21 protein-coding genes and 1 pseudogene are annotated in these 25226 nt (G+C 75.4%); 7 read left to right on the top strand and 15 right to left on the bottom strand.

Annotated features, from left to right (window positions below):
* Positions 1 to 16 precede the first annotated feature (16 nt).
* Positions 17 to 2035 (bottom strand): Stk1 family PASTA domain-containing Ser/Thr kinase, encoded by a 2019-nt coding sequence (locus O2W15_RS16285; RefSeq protein WP_269180128.1) that lies wholly within the window; start codon positions 2033 to 2035, stop codon positions 17 to 19.
* Between the two features lie 181 nt (positions 2036 to 2216).
* On the bottom strand, positions 2217 to 3371 hold the full coding sequence (locus tag O2W15_RS16280; protein ID WP_269162156.1) for an alpha-hydroxy acid oxidase: 1155 nt from the start codon (positions 3369 to 3371) through the stop codon (positions 2217 to 2219).
* A gap of 13 nt (positions 3372 to 3384) precedes the next feature.
* Here O2W15_RS16280 and O2W15_RS16275 point away from each other — a divergent pair, with 13 nt between their 5' ends.
* Positions 3385 to 3708, top strand: a complete 324-nt coding sequence (locus O2W15_RS16275; RefSeq protein WP_036336920.1) for an Rv2175c family DNA-binding protein — start codon at positions 3385 to 3387, stop codon at positions 3706 to 3708.
* 21 nt (positions 3709 to 3729) lie between these two features.
* On the opposite strand, the gene O2W15_RS16270 is transcribed toward O2W15_RS16275, so the two are convergent.
* From O2W15_RS16270 to O2W15_RS16260, 3 genes are read right to left on the bottom strand one after another with little or no spacing between them, the layout of a single operon-like run.
* Positions 3730 to 4680 carry a phytoene/squalene synthase family protein gene (locus O2W15_RS16270; RefSeq protein WP_269180127.1) on the bottom strand — a complete coding sequence of 317 codons (951 nt, stop codon included), beginning with the start codon at positions 4678 to 4680 and terminating at the stop codon, positions 3730 to 3732.
* Positions 4677 to 6197, bottom strand: a complete 1521-nt coding sequence (crtI, locus tag O2W15_RS16265; RefSeq protein ID WP_269180126.1) for a phytoene desaturase family protein — start codon at positions 6195 to 6197, stop codon at positions 4677 to 4679. Before crtI ends, O2W15_RS16270 begins: the two co-directional genes overlap by 4 nt.
* A gap of 49 nt (positions 6198 to 6246) precedes the next feature.
* Positions 6247 to 7377, bottom strand: coding sequence for a polyprenyl synthetase family protein (locus tag O2W15_RS16260; protein ID WP_269180125.1), 1131 nt, complete (start codon positions 7375 to 7377; stop codon positions 6247 to 6249).
* 234 nt (positions 7378 to 7611) lie between these two features.
* On the opposite strand from O2W15_RS16260, the gene metF reads away from it, so the two are divergent.
* Positions 7612 to 8514, top strand: coding sequence for a methylenetetrahydrofolate reductase [NAD(P)H] (gene metF / locus O2W15_RS16255; RefSeq protein WP_269180124.1), 903 nt, complete (start codon positions 7612 to 7614; stop codon positions 8512 to 8514).
* Here metF and O2W15_RS16250 read toward each other — a convergent pair.
* From O2W15_RS16250 to O2W15_RS16240, 3 genes are all read right to left on the bottom strand, one after another.
* Positions 8507 to 9121: a hypothetical protein gene (locus O2W15_RS16250; RefSeq protein ID WP_269162161.1), complete on the bottom strand. Its 615-nt coding sequence runs from the start codon at positions 9119 to 9121 to the stop codon at positions 8507 to 8509. The genes metF and O2W15_RS16250 overlap by 8 nt on opposite strands.
* Positions 9122 to 9238: 117 nt before the next feature.
* Positions 9239 to 10840 (bottom strand): methyl-accepting chemotaxis protein, encoded by a 1602-nt coding sequence (locus O2W15_RS16245; protein WP_269180123.1) that lies wholly within the window; start codon positions 10838 to 10840, stop codon positions 9239 to 9241.
* Positions 10841 to 10969: 129 nt separating this feature from the next.
* Positions 10970 to 11803 (bottom strand): lipase family alpha/beta hydrolase, encoded by an 834-nt coding sequence (locus O2W15_RS16240; RefSeq protein WP_269180122.1) that lies wholly within the window; start codon positions 11801 to 11803, stop codon positions 10970 to 10972.
* A 46-nt stretch (positions 11804 to 11849) separates the two neighbouring features.
* Between O2W15_RS16240 and O2W15_RS16235 the strand changes: the two genes are divergently transcribed.
* Together O2W15_RS16235 and O2W15_RS16230 are read left to right on the top strand one after the other, a co-directional pair.
* Positions 11850 to 12527, top strand: a complete 678-nt coding sequence (locus O2W15_RS16235; RefSeq protein WP_269180121.1) for a CDP-alcohol phosphatidyltransferase family protein — start codon at positions 11850 to 11852, stop codon at positions 12525 to 12527.
* A 136-nt stretch (positions 12528 to 12663) separates the two neighbouring features.
* Positions 12664 to 13641, top strand: a complete 978-nt coding sequence (locus O2W15_RS16230; RefSeq protein WP_269180120.1) for a carbohydrate kinase family protein — start codon at positions 12664 to 12666, stop codon at positions 13639 to 13641.
* A 25-nt stretch (positions 13642 to 13666) separates the two neighbouring features.
* On the opposite strand, the gene O2W15_RS16225 is transcribed toward O2W15_RS16230, so the two are convergent.
* The 7 genes and pseudogenes from O2W15_RS16225 to O2W15_RS16195 form a co-directional block, all read right to left on the bottom strand.
* Positions 13667 to 14323, bottom strand: a complete 657-nt coding sequence (locus O2W15_RS16225; protein ID WP_269162166.1) for a flavin reductase family protein — start codon at positions 14321 to 14323, stop codon at positions 13667 to 13669.
* 31 nt (positions 14324 to 14354) lie between these two features.
* A pseudogene (locus O2W15_RS16220) lies at positions 14355 to 14930 on the bottom strand (peroxiredoxin family protein); the annotation flags it as partial.
* A 92-nt stretch (positions 14931 to 15022) separates the two neighbouring features.
* Positions 15023 to 16189, bottom strand: coding sequence for a glycosyltransferase (locus O2W15_RS16215; RefSeq protein WP_269180119.1), 1167 nt, complete (start codon positions 16187 to 16189; stop codon positions 15023 to 15025).
* On the bottom strand, positions 16186 to 17004 hold the full coding sequence (locus tag O2W15_RS16210) for a carotenoid biosynthesis protein (protein ID WP_269180118.1): 819 nt from the start codon (positions 17002 to 17004) through the stop codon (positions 16186 to 16188). Before O2W15_RS16210 ends, O2W15_RS16215 begins: the two co-directional genes overlap by 4 nt.
* On the bottom strand, positions 17001 to 18605 hold the full coding sequence (locus tag O2W15_RS16205) for a phytoene desaturase family protein (protein WP_442929951.1): 1605 nt from the start codon (positions 18603 to 18605) through the stop codon (positions 17001 to 17003). The genes O2W15_RS16210 and O2W15_RS16205 overlap by 4 nt, the downstream gene beginning before the upstream one ends.
* A gap of 110 nt (positions 18606 to 18715) precedes the next feature.
* Positions 18716 to 19309 (bottom strand): GNAT family N-acetyltransferase, encoded by a 594-nt coding sequence (locus O2W15_RS16200; protein WP_269162169.1) that lies wholly within the window; start codon positions 19307 to 19309, stop codon positions 18716 to 18718.
* Complete coding sequence (locus tag O2W15_RS16195; protein ID WP_269162170.1) at positions 19309 to 19833, bottom strand: YbaK/EbsC family protein; 525 nt, start codon at positions 19831 to 19833, stop codon at positions 19309 to 19311. Before O2W15_RS16195 ends, O2W15_RS16200 begins: the two co-directional genes overlap by 1 nt.
* A 342-nt stretch (positions 19834 to 20175) precedes the next feature.
* Between O2W15_RS16195 and O2W15_RS16190 the strand changes: the two genes are divergently transcribed.
* Genes O2W15_RS16190 through O2W15_RS16180 form a run of 3 tightly spaced genes read left to right on the top strand, consistent with a single transcriptional unit; the run spans position 20176 to position 24802 of the window.
* The gene (locus tag O2W15_RS16190; protein ID WP_036336939.1) at positions 20176 to 20502 is read left to right on the top strand and encodes a DUF6504 family protein; all 327 of its coding nucleotides are present in this window, start codon (positions 20176 to 20178) and stop codon (positions 20500 to 20502) included.
* Positions 20502 to 21035, top strand: a complete 534-nt coding sequence (locus O2W15_RS16185; RefSeq protein WP_269162171.1) for an SAV_6107 family HEPN domain-containing protein — start codon at positions 20502 to 20504, stop codon at positions 21033 to 21035. Before O2W15_RS16190 ends, O2W15_RS16185 begins: the two co-directional genes overlap by 1 nt.
* Positions 21032 to 24802, top strand: a complete 3771-nt coding sequence (locus O2W15_RS16180; RefSeq protein WP_269180117.1) for a DNA polymerase III subunit alpha — start codon at positions 21032 to 21034, stop codon at positions 24800 to 24802. The genes O2W15_RS16185 and O2W15_RS16180 overlap by 4 nt, the downstream gene beginning before the upstream one ends.
* Positions 24803 to 25226: the final 424 nt, after the last annotated feature.

Genomic DNA, 25226 nt, shown 5'->3' with positions numbered 1-25226 from the left:
GTCACCCGGACGTCGCTCACCCGAAGGTGACCAGGATGGTGACCGACGAGCCCAGGTCGACGACCTCGCCGGCCCCGGGGGTCTGCCGCAGCACCTGGTTGCCGAAGAACTGGGTGACCTCGGCCTCCAGGCCGGCCTCCTCGAGGGTGGCGATGGCCTCCTCGCGGTTCTTGCCGGTCACGTCGGGGACCGCCACCTGCGGCAGCCCCTCGGACACGGTGATCGTCACCCGGCTGCCGTAGGGCTGCTCGCCCGCACCGGGGCCGGGGCTGACCGCCATGACCGCGCCGGTGGCGACGTCGGCGCTGCGGCCGGTGGCCCGCTCGACGGTGAAGCCCAGCTGCTCCAGGTTGCTCTCGGCGGCATCCGGGCTCTGGCCGACGACGTTGGGCACCGCGACCGGCGCCCGGCCGGAGGAGACCACGAGGGTGACGGTGTCACCGCGCTTGAGCTCCGTCCCCGGCACGGGGTCGAAGCGGATCACGTCGCCCTCGCCCACCTCGTCGCTGTAGTCCTCCACGGTGCTGAAGGCCAGGTCGGGGAACTGGGTCTGCAGCTGGGTCAGGACGGCGTCGGCGGGCTGGCCGGCCAGCGCCGGGTCGACCGCGAACCGCTCCGGGCCCTTGGAGACGACCAGCTCCACGTCCGAGCCACGGATCGCCTCACCCGCGGCCGGGTCGGCGGTGATCACCGCGCCGAGCGGCACCGTCTCGCTGAACTGCTCCTCGGTGAGGACCGGGTCCAGGCCGGCCTCCTGGAGCAGTCCGACCGCGGTGTCCTGGTCCTTGCTGAGCAGGTCGGGGACCTCGGTCCAGCGCCCGACGCCCAGCCACCAGCCGATCGCACCGATGGTCACCGCGAGCAGCAGCACCACCGCGATGCCCAGCTGGGCACGGCGACGGCGGATGTGCGGCGGGACCCCGGGGCGGACGACGGGCGGGCGCGGGCCGATGCCCGGGCGGGCGCCGCCCACACCGGTGGTCGGCCCGGCCCCCATGCCCGGCAGCACCGTGGTGCCCCGGCCGCGGTCCACGGTGCCGCCGAGGACCTCGGTGTGCGGCTCACCGCTGCGCCTGCCCGGCGCGCTGGGCTGCCGGGGGCGTGGTGCGGTCGGGCGGTTGGTCGGGCGCAGCGTGGCGGGGTTGTCGGCCGGCAGGCCGGTGGGCACCGGGACGCGGGCCAGGCCCAGGTCGGCGCGCAGGTCGGCCAGCTCGGCCAGGAAGGCGCCGGCGTCCAGCGGCCGGGCGGCCGGGTCGCGCCGGGTGGTGCGGGTGACCAGCTCGTCGACCTGCCAGGGCACCGTCGGCACCTCGACCGACGGAACCGGCACGTCGTGGTGCACGTGCTGGTAGGCGACCGCCAGCGGGGTGTCACCGGCGTACGGCGGGTGACCGGTGAGCAGCTCGTAGAGCATCACGCCGGCGGCGTAGACGTCGCTGCGGGCATCGCTGCGGCCGCGCTCGAGCTGCTCGGGGGAGAGGTAGGCGACCGTGCCGATGAGCACGCCGCCGGTGTGGCTGGTCTGCCCGGTGCCGGCCACCGCGCGGGCCAGCCCGAAGTCGGCGACCTTCACCTGGCCGTCGGTGGAGATGAGCACGTTCTCCGGCTTGATGTCGCGGTGGACGATCCCGGCCCGGTGCGCGGCGGTCAGCCCGGCCAGCACCGGCTCCAGGACGGCGAACGCCTCGGCGACGGTGAGCCGGCCGCGGGCCTGCAGCAGGTCGCGCAGCGTGCGGCCGCGCACCAGTTCCATGACCAGGTAGACCAGGCCCTGGTCGCTGCCCTGGTCGCTGACCGACACCACGTTGACGTGGCTGAGCATCGCGGTGGCCCGGGCCTCCCGGGTGAACCGGTCGACGAAGGCGGGGTCGTGCGCCAGGTGCTCGGCCATCACCTTGACCGCCACGGTGCGGTGCAGGCGGAGGTCGGTGGCGGCGTAGACGGTGGACATGCCGCCACGCGCCAGACGCTCCTCGAGGCGGTAACGCCCCTCGAGGAGGAGGCCGACCACGGGGTCGGTCACGACGGTCTCCACGCCGGCGAGTCTAGGAGCGGATCCGGGCGCACGGCCCGAACGACGCGTGCTGCCAGGTCACGGTCTGGACTACAGGGACCTGGAGTGACCAGGTGGACGCGTGGGGTCGCCGGACCTGGTCGGTCGGGGGCGTCAGTGGCCAGCGGGGTGGGTGGGGCCGGACGGCGCGCCGGCCCGCTGTTCAGCGGCCGGGCCACGGCCGGACGACGGTGTCGCGCGGCACCGCCCGGACGTCGTCGACACCACACAGGGCCATGGTGTGCGCCAGCTCCTCGCTCAGCCCGTCGATCACCCGGGCCACGCCGTCGGCACCGCCGGTGGCCAGCCCCCACACCGTGGGGCGGCCCAGGAAGACCGCCCGCGCGCCCAGTGCGAGGGCGGTGAGCACGTCCGAGCCGTTGCGGATGCCCCCGTCGACGTAGACCTCGACCTCGTCCCCGACCGCGTCGACCACCTCCGGCAGCGCCTCGGCGCTGGCGATCGCCGGGTCGGCCTGCCGCCCGCCGTGGGTGGAGACCCACACCGCGGCCGCACCGGCGGCCACGCAGCGGGCCGCGTCGTCCCCGCGCAGCACGCCCTTGACCACCACCGGCAACCCGGAGACGTCGGCGAACCGGCCGATGTCGGCGAAGGTCCAGGTGGGCGTCTCGGCGGCGGCCAGCGGCGGCTGCGGCCCGGTCACCGGCGGGTGGTTGGCGAGCCGGAGCCCCGCGGGCAGTGCGAAGTCGTGCCGCAGGTCGCGGTGCCGGCGACCGAGCACCGGCAGGTCGACGGTGAGCACGAGCGCGCCGTACCCGGCCCGACCGGCGCGGCGGGCCAACTCGTCGGTGTGACCGGGGGAGTGCAGCCGGTAGAGCTGGAACCAGCGGGGCCCGGCCGGCCGGGCTGCGGCGACCTCCTCCAGCGAGGTGGTCGCGCTGGTCGACACGGTCATCAGTGCGCCGGTCGCGGCCGCGCCGCGGGCGGTGGCCAGCTCGCCGTCCGGGTGCGCCATCGCCTGGTACGCCCACGGCGCGACCCCGATCGGGGTGGCCACCTCCGCACCCAGCAGCGTGGTGCCCAGCTGTGCGGTCGCGATCCCGCGCAGCACCCGGGGGCGCAGTCGCCACGACCGCCAGGCGGCCGGCGCCTCGGCCAGGGTGGTCTCGGTGCCGGCGCCACCGGCGTAGTAGTCGGCGACGTCGGCCGGCAGCAGCTCCCGGGCCTGCGCGGCGAGCGCGTCGAGGTCCAGGTACGGCGGCTCGCGGCCGGGGTCGTCCGGGGTGGCCGCTGCCTCCGTGCCCCGCTGGGGCTGACTCAGCCGGGGACCGTTCGCCGGGGCTCCACTGTGCGCCATAGGCTCGCAGCCTATGGACACGTTCACCCCCGCGGAGGTCGCCGAGCAGCTCGGCGTCTCGACCAACAAGGTCCGTCAGCTGATCGCCGAGCGGAAGCTCATGGCCGTGCCCGGCAGCGGCAACAGCAAGATCCCGGTGGACTTCGTCCAGGACGGGGTGATCCTCAAGCACCTGCCCGGTCTGCTCACCGTGCTCTACGACGGTCGTTTCACCGACGAGGAGGCCTTCGAGTGGCTGTTCCGCGAGGACGACTCGCTGCCGGGCACGCCGGTGCAGGCACTGCGCGACGACCGGCACACCGAGGTCACCCGCCGGGCGCAGGCGCTGGCGCTGTAGCCGGCTGATCAGGCGCCTGTCCTACGGCGTGCTGGTGGTCGCCGTCCGGGGGCTGCCGACCCTGGCCAGCTGGGCGGCGGTCAACCGGCGGGCGAACACGGCCAGCCGCCGCGGCCGGGACACCCGGACCCGGCGGTCCAGCACCCGGTGGTCGGCGCGCTCGATCTCGGTGAGGATGCCGCCGTAGAGGGCGGTGGCCGCGCGCACGCAGTCCCGGGACTCCCGCGCCAGCATCGGGGTGCCCGGTGCCGCGTCGTCGTAGCGGCGGCGGGTGACCGCGACCATCTCCCGCATCAGCGCGGCGAAGCCGGGGGAGTGCCGCTTGGCGGCCAGCTGCTCGCGGGTCACCCCGTGGGCGGCCATCAGGTCCGCCGGCAGGTAGACCCGGCCGCGGTCGACGTCCTCGGCGACGTCCCGCAGGAAGTTGGTCAGCTGGAAGGCCTCGCCCAGGGCGATGGCGTGCGGCGCGGCCTCCTCCCGGGTCACGCCCGGCGCGGTGCCGAGCACCGGGAGCACCTGCAACCCGATGACCGAGGCCGAGCCCCACATGTAGCGGTCCAGGGCCGCGAGGTCGGCGTAGCCGGTGACGTCCAGGTCGCTGGTCATGGCGGCGAGGAAGTCGACCAGGTGCTCCATCGGGATGCCGTACCGGCGGTAGGTGTGCACGAGGGCGAGCCGGACCGGGTCGTCGGACCAGCCGGTCCGGACCTCCTCCAGCGCTGCCGTCGACCAGGCCAGCAGCTCGCCCTCCGGGTCCCGACCGGGCTGGTCGGCGCCGACGTCGACGATGTCGTCGGCGACCCGGGCGGCGGCGTAGAGCGCGTGGATCGCGGCCCGGCGGTCCGGGGTGAGCAGCCGGGTCGCCAGGAAGTAGGACTTGCCGTGCTCGGCGGCGATCCCGCGGCACACCGCGTAGGCCGCGTCCAGCGTCGCCTGCTGCTCGGCGCGGCCGGGCGGTGGGACGGCGGTCACGCCGGCACCGGACCGGTGATCCGCTCGGCGGCGAGCCGGCCGCTGATCACCACCATGGGGACGCCGACGCCCGGCTGGACCGACGAACCGGCCAGGACGACGTTCTCCGGACCACTGCGGGGCAGGGTCGAGGGGCGGAAGGGCCCGGTCTGCCCGAAGGTGTGCGCCAGCGCGAAGGGGGTGCCCGCGGCCATGCCCTGGGCGGCCCAGTCGACCGGGGTGAGCAGCTCCTCGACCTCGATCGCGTCGCCGACCCCGGTCCAGCCCCGCGCCTCCAGGGTGGCCAGCAGCTCCTCGCGGTAGCGGGGGGCCAGCGCCGGCCAGTCCAGGTCGGGGTTGCCGCCGCTGCGCGGGTCGAGGTTCGGGGTGGGCGCGACCACGCTGATCACCTGGCCCCCCTCGGGGGCGAGCGAGCGGTCGGTCACCGACGGCATGCTGATCAGGAGGCTGGGGTCGCTCATCGGCCGGCCGTCGCGGGTGAGCTCGGCGAACACCTGCTCCCAGGCCGCGCCGAAGCTGATCGTGTGGTGCGCCTGGCCGGGCAGCTCGGCCCGCACGCCCAGGTGCAGCGCGACGCAGGACGGCGAGTAGACCGGGCGCCGCGGCCCACGCAGCCCGGGCACCAGCCGGTGCGGGGCGTCGGCGGTGACCACGACGGCGTCGGCGGGCAGCAGGTCGCCGTCCTCGAGCGCCACCCCGGTGACCCGGCCGCCGGCCAGCTCCAGCTGGGCGACCTCCGTGCCGTAGCGGAACTCCACCCCGGCGTCGGCGGCGGCCGCGGCCATCGCCCGGGGGACGGCGCCGATCCCGCCCTGCGGGTGCCAGACGCCGGCCCCGATGTCGAGCTGGGCGATGACCGCATAGGCGGCGATCGCCCGGAACGGGGAGACCCCGGCGTAGAGCGCCTGGAAGCTGAACAGCCGGCGCAGCCGGTCGTCGGTGAAGGCGGCCCCGACGTGCTTCGACAGCCGGCGGAACCCGCCGCGGCGGGCCAGGGCGAGCAGCTCGGGGCCCACCAGGTCCAGCGGGGAGTCCAGGTTGCGGTCGATGAAGGTGCGCAGCTGCAGCTCGTAGAGCTCGGCGAGGTCGTCGAGGTAGCGGAGCAGCGCGGCGGCCTCGCCGGCACCGCACAGCCGCTCCACCTCGGCGGCGAAGGCGGTGCGGTCGGCGTGCACGTCCAGGTGCGACCCGTCGGCGAACTGGGCGCGGTAGGTGGTGTCCAGGGGGGTGAGGGTCAGCCGGTCGGCCATCGTCTCGCCGACCGCGGCGAAGGCGTCGGCGATCAGGTCGGGGGCGGTGAACACCGAGGGCCCAGTGTCCAGCGCGTACCCGGCCCGCTCGACCCGGCCGGCCCGCCCGCCCGGGCCGGGGCAGCGGTCGACGACGGTGACCTCCCGCCCGGCACCGCGCAGCCGCAGCGCCGCGGACAACCCGGCCAGGCCCGCCCCGATCACCACGACCCGGTCGGTCCGCCCCGGGACCGTCCGCAGCGGACGGTTCAACAGCCTCTTCGTCATCGCGCCCCTCGCCCACCAAAATGGCCATTCTGGTGGTCCATGCAGGCGGTCACGCGGTGCGGGTGGTGGCGGCGACGGCGAGCGCGTCGAGCGCGGCGCGGGCCTCGTCGCTGATCGGCGCCGCGGCGATGGCGGCCCGGGCCACCGCGGTGCGGTCGGCGATCCGGTCCTCCACCCGGGCGCGGGCGCCGGTGTCCTCGAGCAGGGTGCGCAGCGCGGCGAACTGCTCCGGGCCGGCGTCCGGGTGGCCGAGGGCATCGGTCAGCAGCCGGCGGCCGGCCTCGTCGGCCCGCTCCTCGGCCAGCGCGATGAGCAGCGTCTGCTTGCCCTCGCGGAGGTCGTCGTCCACGGACTTGCCGGTGACGGCCGGATCGCCGAAGACGCCCAGCACGTCGTCGCGGAGCTGGAACGCCTCGCCGAGCGGCAGGCCGATCGCGGTGTAGGCGTCGCCGACGTCGGGGCCGGCGCCGGCGATCGCGGCACCGAGCTGCAGTGGCCGCTGCACGGTGTAGCCGGCGCTCTTGTACCGGGCCACGGTCAGTGCGCCACCGGGACCGGGCAGCCCACCGTCGGCGCGCAGCAGGTCCAGGTACTGCCCGGCGGTCACCTCGGTGCGCATGGTGTCCCAGACCCCGCGGGCGCGGGCCAGGGAGGGCGCGGAGATGCCCGACCGGCGGAGCAGCTCGTCGGACCAGACCAGCGCCAGGTCGCCGACGAGGATCGCGGCGCCGACGCCGAAACCGGCGGCGTCGCCGTGCAGGCCCGCGTCGCCGTGCCGGGTCGCGAAGCCGATGTGGGTCGCCGGGCGGTTGCGGCGGGTCAGCGCGCCGTCCATCACGTCGTCGTGAACGAGCGCGCTGGCGTGCACGAACTCCAGGGCGGCGACGGCGCGCAGCACGTCGGCGTCGGCCTCGGCGACACCGGCCGCGCCGGCCGCGGCCCCGCGCCAGCCCCAGTAGGCGAACAGCGGCCGCAGCCGCTTCCCGCCCTCGGCGAGGGCACAGACCTCGTCGACGACCGGGACCAGGGAGTCGTCCATCGCGGCCAGCGTCTGCCGCTGCTCGGCCAGGAACTCGGCCAGCGCGGCGGCGACGGCCGCCCGGACCCGCTCGACGTCCGCGGCTCCCGGCGGAGCCGGGACCCGGGCGGGTGGCTGGCGGTGCTGCGTCCCGGCGGTCACCGGGCAAGTATCGCCCGCGGTGATCGGACGCTGCCCGTTCACCCTGGCTGGTGCGGCCGTGGTCTCCATGGGGCCTCCTTCTCCACCGGCCGCGCCGGTCCGCCGTCTCGCGGGCCGTCCGCCGGCCGTCCGGTTTCCTTCGTCCGCGACCCCGCGGGTGGATGCACCGCGGCCGGAGGGCTTGTGGCGGTCGCTGCACGGCCCGGGAGCCGCCCGCCCGTAGGCTCGCCAGTCATGACCGGCACCGTGCGCGAGCTGCTCCAGACCGAGCGGCCCACCTGGTCCTTCGAGTTCTTCCCCCCGCGCGACGCCGCGGCCGAGACGCAGCTGTGGACGGCGCTGCGCCAGCTGGAGCAGCTGCGGCCCTCGTTCGTCTCGGTCACATACGGCGCCGGCGGGTCGACCCGCGAGGGCACCGTGTCGGTGACCGAGCGCATCGCCACCGACACCACGATGCTGCCGATGGCCCACCTGACCGCGGTCGACCACAGCGTCACCGAGCTCCGGCACGTGGTGAGCCGGCTCGCGGCAGCGGGGGTGCGGAACCTCCTTGCGCTGCGCGGGGACCCGCCGGGCGCCGACCCGCAGGCGGAGTGGGTGTCCCACCCGCAGGGCCTGCGCTACGCCGCGGAGCTGGTCGAGCTGATCAAGGGCATCGGTGACTTCTCCGTCGGCGTGGCCGCCTTCCCCGAGCGGCACCCGCGCTCGGCGGACTTCGACTCCGACACCGACAGGTTCGTCGCCAAGTGCCGGGCCGGTGCCGACTTCGCGATCACCCAGATGTTCTTCCGGGTCGAGGACTACCTGCGGCTGCGGGACCGGGTCACGGCCCGCGGCTGCGACGTGCCGGTCATCGCCGGGGTGATGCCGGTGACCAACGCCCGGCAGATCAGCCGGATCGTGCAGCTGTCCGGGCAGGCGTTCCCGGTCGAGCTGGCCGAGCGGTTCGCCGCCCTGGACGGCGACCGCCCCGAGGACAAGCGCGCGGTGCGGGCGCTCGGCGTCGAGGTGGCCACCCAGATGTGCCGGCAGCTGCTGGACGAGGGCGTCCCCGGCATCCACTTCATCACCATGAACCGGTCCACGGCGACGCGTGAGGTCTACACCAACCTGGCCGGCGCGGACCTGGTCAGCTGAGCAGCTCCTCGGCCTCCAGCGCGGCCCGCCGCAGTCCCTCCCGCTCGGCGGCGTAGCCACCGGCGACCCCGACGACCGGGAACTGGGCCAGCGCCCGGTGCCGCAGCTTCCCCTTCGGTCGGGCGTCCAGGGCGTCGTCGATCCGGCTGAGCAGCCGGGCGGCCCGCCACAGGCTGCGGGCCGCGCCCCGCGCCCCGGACCGGTCCTCGCCCAGCGCCTCGTCGACGTAGAGCCCACGGGTCCGGTCCAGCAGCGGCTGGACCCGGTCGGCGGGCAGGTCCCGGTCCAGCAGCACCCGGGCCAGCAGCGACACCCGGGCGGCCGGCTCTGCTACGCCGTGCTCGCCGGCCACCCCGAGGACGACGAGGGCCTGGACGGCGGAGCCGACGGTGTTCTGCAGCGGCAGCAGGTCGGCCAGCTTGCCGGCGAAGCGCGGCGCGGCCGAGACGCCGGCGGCCACCCGGCTGACCTGTTCGGCCCACCAGGCGGCCCGCTCGGCCGGCGGCAGCTGCGGAGGCCGCCCCAGTCGCCGGGCCAGGGGGCTGAGCCCACGGTCGACGCGGCGGAGCACGTCGACGACGACGGCGTCGCTGATCGGGGCGGCCATGCCAGCGACCCTAGGGGGCCGCCGATCGCCGAGCCGGTCGGGCGGTGTCCAGGCGTGCCCCCGACCCGGGGTGGGGAGGCCGCCGCCCGCGCCTCCCCGGATCGTCGCGGGCCCCGATCAGAAGGTGAAGCGGCTGACGCCGGCGCGCAGGCCGGCGGCCATCCGGGCCAGCTCGTCGACCGCGGCCCGGGTCTGGCCGAGTGCCTCGGTCGTCGACTGGGCGGCCGCCGAGACGCCGCTGATGTTGCCGGCGATCTCCGTGGTCCCGTCGGCGGCTTCCTGGACCGACCGGGACATCTCGTTCGTCGTCGCGGTCTGCTCCTCCACCGCACTGGCGATGGTCAGCTGGAAGTCGTTGATCGAGGTGATCACCGCGCTGATCCGGCCGATCGCTGCCACAGCTCCCGCGGTGTCGCCCTGGATCGCCTCCACGCGCCGGGCGATGTCCTCCGTGGCGCGGGCGGTCTCCTGGGCGAGCTCCTTCACCTCGGTGGCCACGACGGCGAAGCCCCGGCCGGCCTCGCCGGCCCGGGCGGCCTCGATCGTGGCGTTGAGGGCCAGCAGGTTGGTCTGCTCGGCGATCGAGGTGATGGTCTTGACCACCGCGCCGATCTCCCGGCTCGAGGTGCCCAGCGCCTCGATCGTCCCGGTGGTCGCCCGGGCCTCGGCCACGGCGCTCGCGGCGACCCGCGCGGCCTCGGCGGCGTTGGAGCTGATCTCCCGGATGGAGGCGCCCATCTGCTCGGCGCCGGCGGCCACGGTCTCGACGTTGCGGGACACCTCGCCGGCCGAGGTGGAGACGACCCCGGACTGGGCGGCCGTCTCCTCGGCGGCGGCGGAGATCTGGGCTGCTGAGGCGCTGAGCTCCTCCGAGGAGGCGGCGACCGCGTCGGCCGACCCCACCACCGACCCCATCACGGTCCGCAGCTCGGCCAGGGCGCCGTCCAGGGCGGCGGCGGTCTGGCCCACCTCGTCGCGGGAGGAGACGTCGGCCGTGCGGGTCAGGTCACCAGCTGCCAGGGCCTGGGCGGTGGCCTGCACCCGGCGCAGGCCGCGGGTGATCGCCCGGGCGACGAGGACACCGGCGGTGAGCGCGGCCAGCGAGCCGAGGACGACGACGACCGCCAGGACCGTCCGGGTGTGCTCGTACTCGTCGGCCGCGGAGGCGGCGGTCGCGGCGGCGTTCGTGGCGCGCTGTTCGGCGAGCTGGCCGAGCTCGCCGATGACCTCCGTGGCGATCGGGGTGACCGTCGACTCGCGAGCCGCGGACCAGCCGGGGAGGTCGCCCCGGTCGGCCAGCGCGTCGAGGCCGACCATCGCCTGCTGGTAGTCGCTGATCCCGGCCCGCACGCGCTGGACCAGGGCGCTGCCCTCGGCCGACGGGTGGGTGTCGAGGTACCGGTCGGCTGCGCCGTCGAGCGCGTCGTACGCATCCTGCCGGGCCTGCAGGTACCGGGCGCGGTCGGCCGCGGTGGTGGCCACCGCGTAGTTGGTCCCGGCGAGCCGGACGGCGAAGAACGCCGAGCGCATCTCCTCCACCTGCGCGGTGCCCACCAGCTCCTGCTCGTACATGGACGTGGTCGCCTCCGCGGTGTCGCCGAGGCTGCGCAGGCCCAGGAGGCCGACGAGCACGGCGACGAGCACCGCGGTCCCGACCGCCGCGACGATCTTGGTGGTGATGCCCCAGCGGGGGCGGGACGGGGTGGAGGTGGCGGGCACGTGGAGCCTCCGTGGCTGCGGGTCGAGGGCGGCGCCGTCCTGGCGCCTCGCTCTGGGTAATGACCCCGGGACGAAACGTGATGCCCGATCCGGTTGCGCCTCACCCGATGTGGGTGCGCCGCGCAACCATCACCCGGTGCGGAGCCGGTCGCAGTCGGCCGGGTCCAGCTCCACCGGCGGGCCGGCGGCCAGCTGGGCGAGCACGATCGCCTGCACCAGCGCGTCGGAGGGCAGCTGGCCGTGCGACACCTCGGCGTCGGCGCAGACCGACTGCACGGGCAGGTTCAGCGCCCCGTCCAGCTCGGCCGACTCCGGCGGCGTGACGGTCCCGTCGAGGGTCGTCCACACCGACACCCAGGTCGGCCCGGCAGGCGTCTCGTCGCCGGCGTTCAGCTCGGCGAGCAGCGGGCTGCCGGTGGTCATCTGCTGGCAGGCGTCCGGACACTCCGCCGCCAGGAAGCGCGCGGCCAGGTCGGCGACGGTGGTGCCGTGGTGCGGGGAACCCAGGGTGAGCACCCGCCGGGCCTGGTCGGCGCCGCCGTCCGCCGCCCACAGCCGGGCGACCACCCCGCCGGCGGAGTAGCCGACGACGTCCACGCTCTCGGCGCCGGTGCGCGCGAGCGCCTCGTCGACCGCGGTGCCCAGGACCGCTGCGGAGGCGGCCAGGTCGCCGGTGCCGTCGTCCGGCACCGGGACGACGGTGGCGTCCCGCCCGCTGGCGGCGAGCCGGTCGGCGAGGGGCTGCAGGGAGCTGACCGAGCCGCCGTAGCCGGGCACCAGCAGGACCGGGCCCGGGGTCAGCTCGTCGACGGCGGCCGGCCGGGCTGCGTCGTCCGGGCCGGTCAGCCGGAGGACGGCGACGGCCGCGACGGCCACCACCGCGACCAGGGCCAGCAGCACGGGGGCGAGGCGGCGGCGGGCGGGGGAGAGGCCGGCGAGCACCAGCCCACTGTCCCTGCTCACGCCGACGGCGCCACCGGCTGCGGCGCATCGTGGTGGACTGCACATCGTGCTGAGCCGCGACGAGTACCTGGAGGCCTGGTCGCGGTGGCACGGGGGCACCGACCCGGCCGACAGCCGGCTGGTGCGCGGCTGGCTGTCGCTGGCCTACGCCCTGGCAGTGCCGCTGGCCCGGCTCTCCCCGCTGGTGGCCACCGCGCTGGGCCTGCTGGTCGCCGCTGCCGCGATCGCCCCGGCCGCCGCCGGCGGGGCGTGGCTGATCGTGGCCGGGGTGCTCATCGGGCTCTCCGGGCTGCTGGACTCCCTGGACGGCGCCCTGGCCATCGCCGGCGGGCGCGCCTCCCGGCGCGGGTTCGTGCTGGACTCCGCCGTCGACCGGCTGACCGAGGTCGGCTACGCGGTCGCCTTCTGGGTCGCCGGCGCCCCGGGCTGGCTGGCCGCGGCCTTCGGTGCGCTGTGCTGGCTGCCGGACTACCTGCGGGCCCGCGCCGGGCAGGCCGGCGTGCACGAGACCGGGGCCGTGTCGGTGTGGGAGCGGCCCACCCGGGTGGTCATGGCGGCGCTCGGGCTGGTCGGTGCCGGGGTCGTCTCGCTGCTCGACGTGGAGCTGGGCGGTGTCGACGCCGTCGTCCTGGCCGTGACCTGCGCGGCGGCGGTGGGCTGCCTGCTGGGGGCGGTCGGGACGGCGCAGCTCGGCGTCCAGCTGCGCCGGGCGCTCGGCGACTGACGGCGGCTCACCCCCACGGGGGCCACCGCGGGCGGGGACGTGTCGCGGCTCCTACGCTTGTCCCCGCCCCGGTGACCGTTCCCGGTCGGGGTCCGCTGGCCGATGACGGCCGCATCCTCCGGAGAGAGTCGCCCTCATGCCCGTCGTCGTGACCGGTTCGATCGCCACCGACCACCTGATGACCTTCCCCGGCAAGTTCACCGACCAGTTCGTCGAGGGGAAGATGGAGAACGTCTCCCTCTCCTTCCTGGTCGACGACCTGGTGCAGCACCGCGGTGGCGCCGGCGCGAACATGGCCTACGGGCTCGGGCTGCTGGGACAGGGGCCGGTGCTGGTCGGCGCGGTGGGCAACGACTTCGCCGACTACGACGCCTGGCTGAGCCGGCACGGCGTGGACACCGGCAGCGTGCGCTGGTCGGAGCTGAAGCACACGGCCCGCTTCGTCTGCACCACCGACGCGGCGAACAACCAGATCGCGTCCTTCTACTCCGGCGCGATGTCCGAGGCCTCGCTGATCGAGCTGGCCCCGGTGGCGAAGCGCGTCGGTGACCTGGACCTGGTCATCATCGGGCCGAACGACCCGACGGCGATGGTGCAGCACACGCAGGAGTGCCGGCAGCGGGGCTACCCGTTCCTCGCCGACCCCTCGCAGCAGCTGGCCTGGGCCGACGGGGAGATGATCCGCGGGCTCGTCGACGGCGCCGACCTGCTGTTCACCAACGAGTACGAGCACGCCCTGCTGCTGCAGAAGACCGGCTGGGACGACGCCGAGGTGCTCGCCCGGGTGGGCACCTGGGTCACCACCCAGGCCGCCAAGGGGGTGCGGGTCGAGCGGGCCGGGGAGCCGACGATCGAGGTGATCGCCGTCCCGGAGACCAAGCCGGTGGAGCCGACCGGTGGTGGGGACGCGCTGCGCGCCGGCTTCGTGGCGGCCCGCCAGTGGGGGCTCGGCATCGAACGCGCCACCCAGGTCGGGTCCGCGGTCGCCACCGCCGCGGTCGAGGTGATCGGCACGCAGGAGTACACCCTGCCGCGCGCGCCGTTCCTGGAGCGGTTCGCCGAGGCCTTCGGCGCCGACGCCGCCGACGAGGTCGCCCCGCACCTGCCGGCCTGACGAAGGACCCCGTCCTGGGCGGACGTCACCCTCCGCGGAGGCGGTCGCCGATGGCCGGGTCCTCGGTCCAGCTGCGGTAGGGAATCCGGCGGATCTCCTTCACCTCGCCGATCGTCGACCACTCGTTGCCGCCGAGCCGAGCCAGCGGCTGGAGCTCCTCGATCCGTGGTCGGCCGTCGCGGACGGCGCTCTCCCACGCCGAGACGTGCACGACCCGGCCGAACACCACCGTGCTGTCGCCCAGCCGCAGCGTCGCGTGCAGCACGCACTCCAGGGTCACCGGCGACTGGGCGACCCGCATCGTCGCGACCCGGTCGCTGGGCTCCAGGGTGACCCCGGTGTGCTCGGCCTCGTTCTGGTCCGGCGGGAAGTCGGTCGCGGTGGCGTTGACCTGCTCGAACAGCGCCTCCGGGGTGAGGCTGATGGTGAACTCGCCGCTGTCCTCCACGTTGCGCAGCGAGTCCTTGCGGCCCACCGAGGTGAACTGGACGACCGGCGGGTCGACGCAGGCCACCGTGTAGAAGGAGTGCGGCGCCAGGTTGTGCACGCCCTCGGCCGAGCGGCTGCACACCCAGGCGATCGGCCGGGGCACCACCACCGAGTTCAGCACCCGGTAGAAGGCGCCCGTCTCCATCTCCGCCGGGTCGAAGGAGACGCGCGGTGGACTGCTCTGCTCGGTCACCGGCCCATCGTCGCCGACCCGGTCGCCGGGCTCAGCCCCGGGCCTGACCGTCCGGCGGGTGCTCGGCGCGCCACGCGTCGAAGGTGCTGAGGAAGGACTCGGCCATCCGCTGCTCGGTGACCAGCAGGTCGCGGTCCCGGTCGTCGACCATCCGCTGGCTCAGCGCCATGGTGTTGAACCGGATGGCGCGGAAGTAGGGGATGAAGGAGCCGGGCGTGAACGCGCGCTTCGACGGCTGCGGGGTCACACCCTCCGGCGTCCAGGGAGCAGGTTCGGGGAGTGCGGGGAGCCCGAGCGCCTCGAGCGCGGTGAGCACCGGCTCGTCGTCGGTGCGGTCGGTGAAGTCCCGGGACAGCTCCCGGAACACCTCTCGGCCGTCCGGGGCCACGGCGACGACGATCGGCCGGAAGATCGACGCCTCGGTGTCCCAGGCGTCCAGCGGCTGGGCGAGCCGGGTGCCGTCGGGGTCGCTGGCCCACCGGAAGGGCAGGTGCCAGGTGTGGTCCATGGCGAGCTGGACCTCGGGCGGGTCGACCGAGGCGAGCACCACCTCGGCGCCGGCTGCGGAGATGCGGGGCAGGGACTGGGCCAGACGGACCGCCTGGGCGCAGCAGTAGGGCTACCAGTCGCCGCGCAAGCCGACGAGGAGGAGCGCGGCGCGCTCGTCGGTGCGCAGGGCGAGGAGGTCGCTGGTGGTCATCACCCCACGCTAGGTGCGCGGGAGGTGGGCCGCCGGTCGACCGCGGCCGAGGGCAGGGTGCGCCCGCGCCACCGGAGCGAGCCCTTCCGGTGACCGGCCACCGAGCGGGCGACCAGCACGTCGAGCAGGACGATCGACACCGGGTGGGCCAGGGCGTCCGGCCAGACCCGGCCACCGGTGCGCGTCGCGACCACGGCCCGGTTCGCCACTCCTGCGGCGTAGCCGACCAGCCCGGCGCGGGAGCCGGTCAGGGCGGCCAGCGGCGGCAGCAGCCAGACGGCGCTGAGCCCGGCCGCCACCCCGGCGGCCGCCGCCGGGTGACCGCCCACCGCCGACCACAGCGACTTCGTGTAGCCGTCCCGGACACCGGTCCAGCCGTCGTACATCCGGCAGGCGGCCAGCGTCGAACCGTCGACGACGACGCCACGGCCCCCGGCGGCCTTGACCGCGCGCAGCAGCGCGACGTCCTCGATCACCTCGCCGCGCACGGCCGCGTGCCCGCCGGCCCGGTCGTAGGCGGCCCGGCGGACCACCAGGAACTGGCCGTTGGCCGCCGCCAGCGACGGCCGCGGTGACCGCTCGGCCAGCCGCAGCGGCAGCAGGGTGGCCCACAGCCACTGCTGCAGCGGCTGGACCAGGCGCTCGGCCGCGCTACCGGTGAGCTGCCGCGGCCAGGGGGAGACCAGGTCGAGTGCGGACTCGTCGAGCACGGCGACCGCCGAGGCGATCGCATCGGGCATCAGCCGGACGTCGGCGTCCAGGAACACCAGCACGTCGTCGGGGGCGGCCCGGTCGAGGGCGTCGGCGCCCTGGGCGCAGGCGTTCGGCTTGCCGAGCCAGCCCGGCCCGGGCGGCGTCGCGGGCAGCACCGTGACCCGGGTGTCGGGCACTCCCGCCACCCGCTCGGCGGTGCCGTCGGTGGAGCCGTCGTCGACGACCACGACCCGCAGGTCGGGCACCCCGCGCTGGTCGAGCACGGCGGCCAGGCAGCCCTCGATCTGGTCGGCCTCGTCCCGGGCCGGGACCACCACGGTCACCCGGCGGGGGACCGGTCCAGGCACGGCCGGCGGCCGGCGGAGGAGCCGGCTGTTCAGCGCCGCGTGGAGCGCGGCGACCACCGAGACCCCGGCGCACACCTGCAGGAGCCGGCGCCAGGCCGCGGTCACCGGCGGCTCCGCCGCGCCTGGGCGGCGAGGACGGCGAGGACCGGCAGCGCCAGGACCACGCCCCAGACCGCGGACCCCGGGAGGTCGAGCCAGACGGCGTGCGCCAGCGCACCGCCCAGCACCATCCAGCCCACCGTCAGCAGCGGCGCGGTGTCCCCGATCCGCGGGAGCCGGCTGGTGCGCTCGACGAGCACGTCGAGCAGGGTCATCAGCACCAGCCCGGCCAGCAGCCAGCCGGCGAGGTTGGTGAGCGGCACGGTGGGGATGCCCGGCAGGCCCGGTTCGGGGTGCGCCCAGCGCCAGTAGCCGGCCTGCACCAGCTGCGGGTCGAGCACGACGTCCCAGGCGGCGAAGACGTAGGCCGCCACCGCCACCCGGGCGGCCCGGCGTCGGGTGGGGCGCACCCGCGAGGTCAGCCGGGCGGCGAGCACCCAGCTCGGCCACGCCATCATCAGCCAGGCCAGCGGCACCAGGAAGGGCACCCCGAGCAGGGTCGGCCCCAGCGTGTCGCTGTAGAGGTACTCGCCGTAGGGGAAGCCGGTGCTCAGCCCGAGGGCCTCGAACAGCACCGCGACGACGCCGACGAGGACGAGCAGCGCGGCACCGGTGCGGGCGCCGCGGCTGACCGTGGCATGGCTGACCGAGACCGCCGACCCCAGCAGGACGATCGCCCAGCTGACCGTGTCGCGGGCGGCCCCGCTGCTGAGCGGGTAGGCGATCGCGGTGCCCAGCAGCGCGACGGTGAGCGCGAGGGGCAGCCAGGGGAGCGGGGCCGGGTCGGTGCCCGGCCGGCGCGTGGTGAGCGCACCGGTCACCCTGCCGTCCTCCGGGGCAGCCGGCGGGTGACCTCCGCCCGCAGCCGGGCACGCAGCCGGGCCGCCGGCCGGCGGTCGGCGAGCACCACCCGGGCGGCGGTGCGCCCGGAGTTGCCCGAGACCCCACCGCCGGGGTGCGTGGAGGCGCCGGTGAGGTACAGCCCGCCCAGCCCCGGCACCCGGTGGCCGGACAGCGCCGGTGTCGGCCGGAAACCGAACATGCTGGCCAGGCTCATCTCCACGTGCATGACGTTGCCACGGAGGAGGGACAGTTCCTGCTCCAGCTTCAACGGGGTCTGCACGTACAGCCGCTGTACCGAGTCGGCGAAGCCGGGTGCGTAGCGGTCGACCGCGGCGATCAGCTGCTGGGCGGCCCGGTCGGCGATCTCGTCCCAGTCCGATCCGTCGGCGAGCTCGTACGGGTACCACTGGCCCCAGATCGTGACCACGTGCTGGCCGGCCGGGGCCAGGGTCGGGTCGCTCGCGGAGAACGACATGGCCAGCGGCACCGGCTCCCGGGGCAGCTCCCCGGCCAGCCAGTCGCCGTGCGCCCGGGCCAGCTGGGCCCGGTCGGTGCAGAGCAGCTGCAGCCCCTGCAGCGCCTCCTCACCTGCGCCCGGGTAGTTCGGCAGGGCGTCGGTCTGCGCGCGCAGCACCAGACCGAAGCCGTTGCCCAGCGGCGGGTCGGCCTCGGCCAGCGCGGGCGGAGCGTCGTCGCCGGCCAGCGCCTTGGTCGCCAGCACGTGGCAGGCGGCGACGACCACCGGTGCGGTGATCCGCCGTCCGGAGACCGTCTGCACGCCGGTGACCCGCCGGTCGTCGGGCGGCCCGTCGACGAGCAGCCGGGCCGCGCCGTCCCCGAGGGTGACCCGGCCGCCGTCACTGGCCAGCCGCGCCGCCAGCGCCTGGGTGAGCCCGCCCGACCCGCCGACCGGGTGACCGGGCGGGACGTCGTGCAGCAGCGCCACCCAGCCGACCATCGCCGCCGTGCCGGGCTCGGACATGGGCGGGCCGGACTGGGCGCCGAACCAGGCCAGCGCCGCCTTGAGCCGTTCGCTGGTGAACCAGCGGTCGAGCAGGGCGTCGCCGGAGCCGAGGAAGTCGGTGGCGATCTCGCCGCCCGGGGTCCGGGGCTGGCCCCGCCGCGGGGCGCCGACCGGCCACAGGTGCCGGACCAGCCGGGTCATCGCCGGCCGGTCGCCGAACGCCTTGACGACGGCGGCGCTGCGCGGGCCCCACACCTCGACGAACCGGCGGTAGGCCGCGGCGTCGGCGTCCCCGCAGGCGGCGGCGATGGAGGCGCAGGTGGCGTCGAGGTCGACGGAGAAGACCAGTGGCCGACCGTCGGGACCGGGGTCGCCGGGCACCGGTGCGGGTGCGAAGCCCCAGGGGTCGCAGTCGACGTAGCGCAGGCCGAAGCGCTCGAGCTCCAGCTCCTCGACCACCCCGCTGTGCCGGATGATCACGTGGGCGCTGGACCCGCGGTCGACCCGGACACCGGGCCAGCGCTCCACGGTGGAGACCGCGCCGCCGAGGACCTCGTCGGACTCCACCACCTCCACCCGCAGCCCTTCCCGGGCCAGGTGGCAGGCGGCGACCAGGCCGTTGTGCCCGGAGCCGATGACGACGACGTCGGCAATCGTGTCGGCAGTGCGGGTGCCGGCAGTGCGGGTGTCTGAGCTGCGGGTGTCGGGGGCGCTGGCGACGGGGATCAGCTCTTCTCAGCCGGCGGGGCCAGCGGCAGGCGCGCGCCCAGGATGGCGAAGGGGCGGGCGTCGCCGGGGAAGTGGTAGCCGCGGGCCAGGTCGACGAACCCGTCGGCGTGGTACAGCCGGAAGGCCTTGGTGTCGGTGTCCGGGGTGCTCAGCAGGGCGGCCGGCTGGGGGAGGTCGGCCAGCAGCGCGTGCAGCAGCTGCCGGCCCAGGCCCTGGCTCTGCCGGTCGGGGTGCACGTGCAGCTCGCAGACCTCGAACGCACCGGGCAGCCACTGCTTCGCCGTCCGCCGGTCCAGGGCGTTGCGGACCTGGTCGTGCCACCACTGGCCGGGGGCGACGACGTAGCCGTAGCCGAAGCCGACCAGCTGCTCGCCGGCCGTGCCGTCGCCCCGGGGGGCCTCGACGAAGGCGCCCACCGCGCGGAAGCCCTCTCGCTCGGTGTGCTGGACGGCGTAGCCGTAACGCCCGGCGACGACGGAGTCGCCGTAGCCCATCGCCGCTCCGTAGATCGCCAGCGCCTCGTGCAGGTGCTCGCGCATCCAGCCGGCGGGCAGCTCGGTGATCCGGGTGGCGGGGGTGGTGCCGGTCATCAGGGGGTCTCCTCGTCGGCGGCGGCCGGGGAGGGCCCGGGGCCGACCTCCGCGGGGGTGCCGGCGGTGAGCTGCAGCAGCTCGTCGTAAGTGGTGGGGAAGACGGTGTGCGGGTGCCCGGCGGCCGCCCACACCCGGGCGTACCGGGCGAGCTCCACGTCGACGAGGGTGCCGATCGGCTCCGGGTGGCCGACCGGGGCCACCCCGCCGATGGCCTGACCGGTGTGCCGGCGGACGAACTCGGGGGTGGCCCGGGTGATCCGCGGGACGCCGAGCAGGTCGGCGACCAGCGCCTCGTCGACCCGGTGTGCACCGCTGGTGAGGACGAGCAGCGGGACGCCTCCGGCATCGAACACCAGGCTGCTGGCGATCGCGCCGACCTCGACGCCGAGCTGCGCGGCCGCGGCGGCGGCCGTGCGGGCGCTGTCGGGCAGTACTCGCACCTCACCGGCGACGCCGGCGGCGCGCAGCACCTGCTCGACCTCGGCGACCCGGGGGTGGTGCGGGGTCTCCGCAGCGGTCATGACCGCGATCCTCCCACCGGCCCCGGGGCCGCGCGCCACCCGGGACCTGCGGTCGGCGCCGACCGCAGGCCGCCGTCGCCCGGGCCTCGCGGCGACCCTCGAGTCGGACTCGAGGGTGTGTTGCGGCCCTGGGTGCAGTCGCTGTAACGACACAGATGCCGACACGCCTGTTCGGCTTGACCGCCCCCGGCCGGTCCGGTCTACTCATCGCTGTTCGAACACCTGTTCGAACACCGGCGACTCGTTCGCCGGCCCGGGCCGTCACGTCCTCCCCGACGTGCGCTTCCCCGCCGGGCCGGAGGGCGGGGCAGTCGGGAGGGGCGGAGAGTTGCGGAGTCTGACATGAGCCGAGTGCTCGCCGGGGCCGGTGGCCGGGTCGGTGAAGAGGTGCAGGTCGAGCAGGGGCCGTCGGGGCCGGCCGAGTTCTGGCGAGGGCAGACCCGGTACGTGGTGGGGGAGCTGCTCGACTCGTGGGTGGAGACCGCGCCGTGGTGGCAGACCGATGCCGCCGGCCGGGGTGGGGCGTCGGCCGAGCTGGTCGCCACCCGGCAGGTCTGGCGGGTCGAGGCGGTCCGTGCAGGCCGGTCCCGGATGAGCTTCGCCGGGGTCTTCGACCTGTCCTGGGAGCCGACGGGCAACCAGTGGCTGCTCGTCCGGGTGCACGACTGATGGGCGCCGCCCGGGCCCTCCCGGCCGCCGCCGACGGGCAGCTCCCGTTGCTCCCGCCGCTGCCCGCGGCCGCCGCCCAGCTGCTCGGTCAGGCCCATCGTGGGCTGGCCGAGGCCGCCAGCAGCCCCGACGCGGCCTGGCGGTACGCGACCGCACACCTGGCCGCCCTGCGCGCCGCGGCGGCCGTGCTGGCCGCCCGCACCCAGCCCGAGGCCGGGCGTCGCCGGCCGCGCAGCGCCTGGGTGCTGATCGGCCAGGTCGCCCCCGAGCTGGGGGAGTGGGCGGCGTTCTTCGCCGCCGGGGCGGCCAAGCGCGCCGCCGCCGAGGCGGGGCTCTCGCACGCGGTCACCGAACGGGAGGCCGACGACCTCGTCCGGGACGTCGGCACGTTCCTCGGCGTCGTCGAGACCACGATCAGCCGCCCGGTACCGCCGCCGCCCGCGCGCCTGCGGGCGGTCGACCCCGGCTCGCGCCGGCGTGGCCCGGGCCACCCCGGCTCCGGCTCCGACCGCGTCTCCGACACCGCCTCGTGAGCGACCCCTTCGTCCACCTGCACGTCGCGTCGGGGTACTCGATGCGGCACGGCGCCAACCACCCGGCCGACCTGGTCGCCCGCGCGGCCGAGCACGGCATGGGGGCCCTGGCCCTGACCGACCGCGACGGCCTGTACGGCGCGGTCAAGTTCGCGCTGGCCTGCCGGTCGGCGGGCATCCGGCCGCTGTTCGGCGTCGACCTCGCCGTCGACCCGGTCGCCGGCGGCGAGCCGGGTGACCAGACCCCCGGGCGGATCACCGCCGCGGCCCGGCACCGGGCCGCCCACCCCGCCGGCCGGCGGGCACCGGCGCGCGGTGGGGCCAGTGTCGACCCGCGGCTGCCCCGGGTCACCTTCCTCGCCCGCGACGGCGCGGGCTGGCGCTCGCTGTGCCGGCTGACCAGCGCCACCCACCTCGGTGGCACCCGCGGCGAGCCGGTCAGCTCCCTGACGCTGGCCGGGGCGCACTCGGCCGGGCTGCTGGCGGTGCTGGGGCCGGGGTCCTCGGTCGGCCGGGCGCTGGCCGCCGGGCGGGCCGACCTGGCGCACGCCCGGCTGGCCACCTGGCGATCGGTGTTCGGGCCCGGCCAGCTCGTGCTCGAGATCGTGCACCACCGCGGCCAGGGCGACCGGTCCCGCGCCCAGGCGATGCTGCGGCTGGCCGCCGAGGCCGGGGTGCCGGCGGTGCTGACCAACGCGGTCCGTCACGTCGACGCCCTCGACGCCCCGACCGCCGACGTGCTGGACGCCGCCCGCCGGCTGGTGCCGCTGGGCCAGCGGCACGTCGACCGGCGCACCGCCGAGGGGTACTTGAAGTCGGGCAAGGAGATGGCGCTGCTCGCCGAGGAGCTGGCCGGACCCGACCGGGACGCGGCACTGCACCTGCTGGAGACCACCGCCCGGGTCGCCGAGCAGTGCGCGGTCGACGTCCGGGCCGACCTGGGCATCGGCACCGTGCGCTACCCCGAGCTCGACGTGGTCACCAGCGCGGCCGAGCGCGGGATGGGCCCGTCGGCGGTGCTGCGGGCCCGCTGCGAGGCCGGGTTCGGCCGGCGCGGGATGACGCCGTCGGCCGTGGTGCGCGAGCGGCTGGAGGAGGAGCTGGCGGTCATCGACTCCCTCGGCTACCCCTCCTACTTCCTCACCGTCGCCGACGTGGTCACCCTGATCAAGGAGCTGCGGATCCGCGCCGCGGCCCGCGGCTCGGGCGCCGGCAGCCTGGTCACCTACCTGCTGGGCATCTCCGACGTCGACCCGATCCGGTACGGGCTGCTGATGGAGCGGTTCCTCTCCCCGTTGCGGCACCAGCTGCCCGACATCGACATCGACGTGGAGTCCGCCCGCCGGATGGAGGTCTACGACGCGGTGATCGAGCGCTTCGGCGCCTCCCGGGTCAGCTGCATCTCGATGATGGACACCTACCGGGTGCGGCACGCGGTCCGTGACGTCGGCGCCGCCCTGGGGCTGCCGCCGGCGGAGATCGACGCGGTGGCCAAGGCGTTCCCGCACATCCGGGCCAACCAGGTGCACGCGGCGCTGCGCGACCTCCCGGAGCTGCGGGCCAGCCGGCTCGGGTCGCGACGGAGCGGTGGCTCGGGCGATCTGGACCTGCTCTTCGACCTGGTCGCCCGGCTCGACGGGCTGCCCCGGCACATCGCCCTGCACCCGTGCGGCGTGCTGCTCTCCGACGCCACCCTGCTCGACCGCACGCCGGTGGAGAGCAGCTACCTGGGCTACCCGATGAGCCAGTTCGACAAGGACGACGTCGAGGAGCTGGGGCTGCTCAAGCTGGACCTGCTCGGCATCCGGATGCAGTCGGCGATCGCGCACGCGATGGACGAGGTGGCCCGGGTCGACGGGCAGCAGGTCGAGATCGACGCCGTCCCGCGCGACGACCCGACGACGTTCGAGCTGATCCGCAGCACCCGCACCCTGGGCATGTTCCAGATCGAGTCACCGGGGCAGCGGGAGCTGGTCGGCAAGTTCGGTCCGCAGACCTTCGAGGACCTCATCGTCGACATCTCGCTGTTCCGTCCGGGGCCGGTGAAGAGCGACATGGTCACCCCGTTCCTGATGGCCCGGAACGGCTGGCGTGACCCGGTCTACCTGCACCCGGCGCTGGTCCCGGCGCTGGAGCAGACCGCCGGGGTGGTGGTCTTCCACGAGCAGGTGCTGCAGATCGTGTCGGTGATGACCGGCTGCGACCTGGCCGAGGCCGACGAGGTGCGCCGGGCACTGGGGGAGAAGGACGCCCACCCGGAGGTCAAGGCCTGGTTCGCGCCGCGGGCACTGGCGGAGGGCTTCGACGTCGCGGTGGTCGAGCAGGTGTGGGAGGTGCTGGTCGCCTTCGGCTCCTTCGGCTTCTGCAAGGCCCACGCCGCGGCGTTCGCGTTGCCGACCTACCAGTCGGCCTGGCTGAAGACCCACCACACCGCGGCCTTCCTGGCCGGGGTGCTCACCCACGACCCCGGGATGTACCCCAAGCGGCTGATCCTCGACGACGCCCGCAACTTCGGGGTGCAGGTGCTCGGCCTGGACGTCAACGCCTCGGCCGGCACCTACCGGGTCGAGCGGGTCGACGGGGGAGCGGATGACGGGGCGGACGACGGTGACCGGCTGCGTCCCCGGCCGGCGTGGATGCCGGCGGCGATGCCCGACCCGGGGCGGTACGGCATCCGGCTGTCGCTGGCCGACGTCAAGGGGATCGACGCCGCGGAGGTCACCCGGATCCAGGCCGGGCAGCCCTACCGGTCGCTGACCGACTTCTGGAACCGGGCCCGGGTGTCCCGGCCGGTGGTGGAGCGGCTGGTGCTGGCCGGCGGCTTCGACTCCGTCTACGGGTTCGGGGTGCGCGACAGCGAGGGCGGCCGGCCGGCGCGGCGGCGTGAGCAGCTGACCCGCCGCGACCTGCTGCTGCAGATCGGGGAGCTGGACCGCTGGAGCCGCAGCGGCGCGAAGGCGGCCGGCACCGGCCAGCTGGGGCTGGACCTGTTCGGCGCCGAGGCGTCCGGCGAGACCGAGCCCGGGCTGTTCGACGTCGAGACCCCCGCGGAGGACGCCGGCGGTCAGCCGGAGTTCATCGCCTCCGGGCTGCCGGAGTTCACCGACGCCGAGCGGGTGCGGGCCGAGCTGGAGGTGCTGGGGCTGGACGCCAGCCGGCACGTCATCGAGTTCTACCGGCCGTTCCTGGCTGCCCTCGGTGCAGTGCCCGCGGCGGAGCTGCTGCAGTGCCGTAGTGGGGCGGAGGTGCTGGTGGCCGGGGTGAAGGTGGCCACCCAGACCCCGCCGATCCGGTCCGGCCGCCGGGTGGTGTTCGTGACCCTGGACGACGGCACCGGCTGCGCGGACGCGACCTTCTTCGAGGACGTGCAGGGGCCCTACGCCGCCACGGTCTTCCACTCCTGGCTGCTGGTGGTCCGCGGGGTGATGCGGCGCACCGGGCCGCGCGGGGTCTCGATGCGGGCCACCGGGGCCTGGGAGCTGCCCGCGCTGCACGAGGCCTGGGAGACCGGCGGGCTGGAGGCGGTCGCCGAGCTGATGGCCGCGCCGGGGGAGTACACCGAGCAGGCGATCGCCGGGGCGGCGGCGTCGCGGGCGTCCCGGCCGGTGGTGGTGCGGCCGGTGCTGGTGCACCCGACCGGGTTCCGGATGTCGCCCTACGCCGACATCAAGCCGGCCGGCGAGGACGCCGCGACCGCAGCCCGCCGCGCGGCAGCGGCACCGCCGCGCAAGCTCTGGCACTCCAGCCCCGGCAGCTCCGGCCACTGAGGGGACATGAGAGCAGCGTTTGACATCTACCCCGCGTCTAGAGCAAACGATCTACGTAAGCTTGTAGTCTCACCGAGGCGGTGACTTGCCGACACGGAGTTGGTGTTTTTGTCGCCTCCCGGAACTTCCAGCTGATGTGAGGGCGGCGAAGTTGAACTCGGTAGCGGCCACTCTCTGTATCGCGACGGCTACCGCGCTTCTGCAACTCTGGCTGAAGCTCATATCTCGCCAGCCGCCCCCAGGGAAGCGCCACGGACTGAACCTTGATGACGCAGTCTGGTGGATCGATTGGATTGTCACTGCAAGCATAACTCTCGTGGCCTTTGTGCTTCTCGCTATCGCGAACAACAGAAGTGTTACGATAGGTCAGATTAGTTTAGCTATTCTAAGTCTATTTCTTGGGTACAGTGCAATCCCTTTTGCT

This window comes from Modestobacter sp. VKM Ac-2979 (assembly GCF_026967995.1).
In the GTDB taxonomy this organism is placed as follows: Bacteria; Actinomycetota; Actinomycetes; order Mycobacteriales; family Geodermatophilaceae; genus Modestobacter.
The sequence above is the reverse complement of the archived record's forward strand: the minus strand, read 5'-3'. Positions and strand labels throughout refer to the sequence as shown.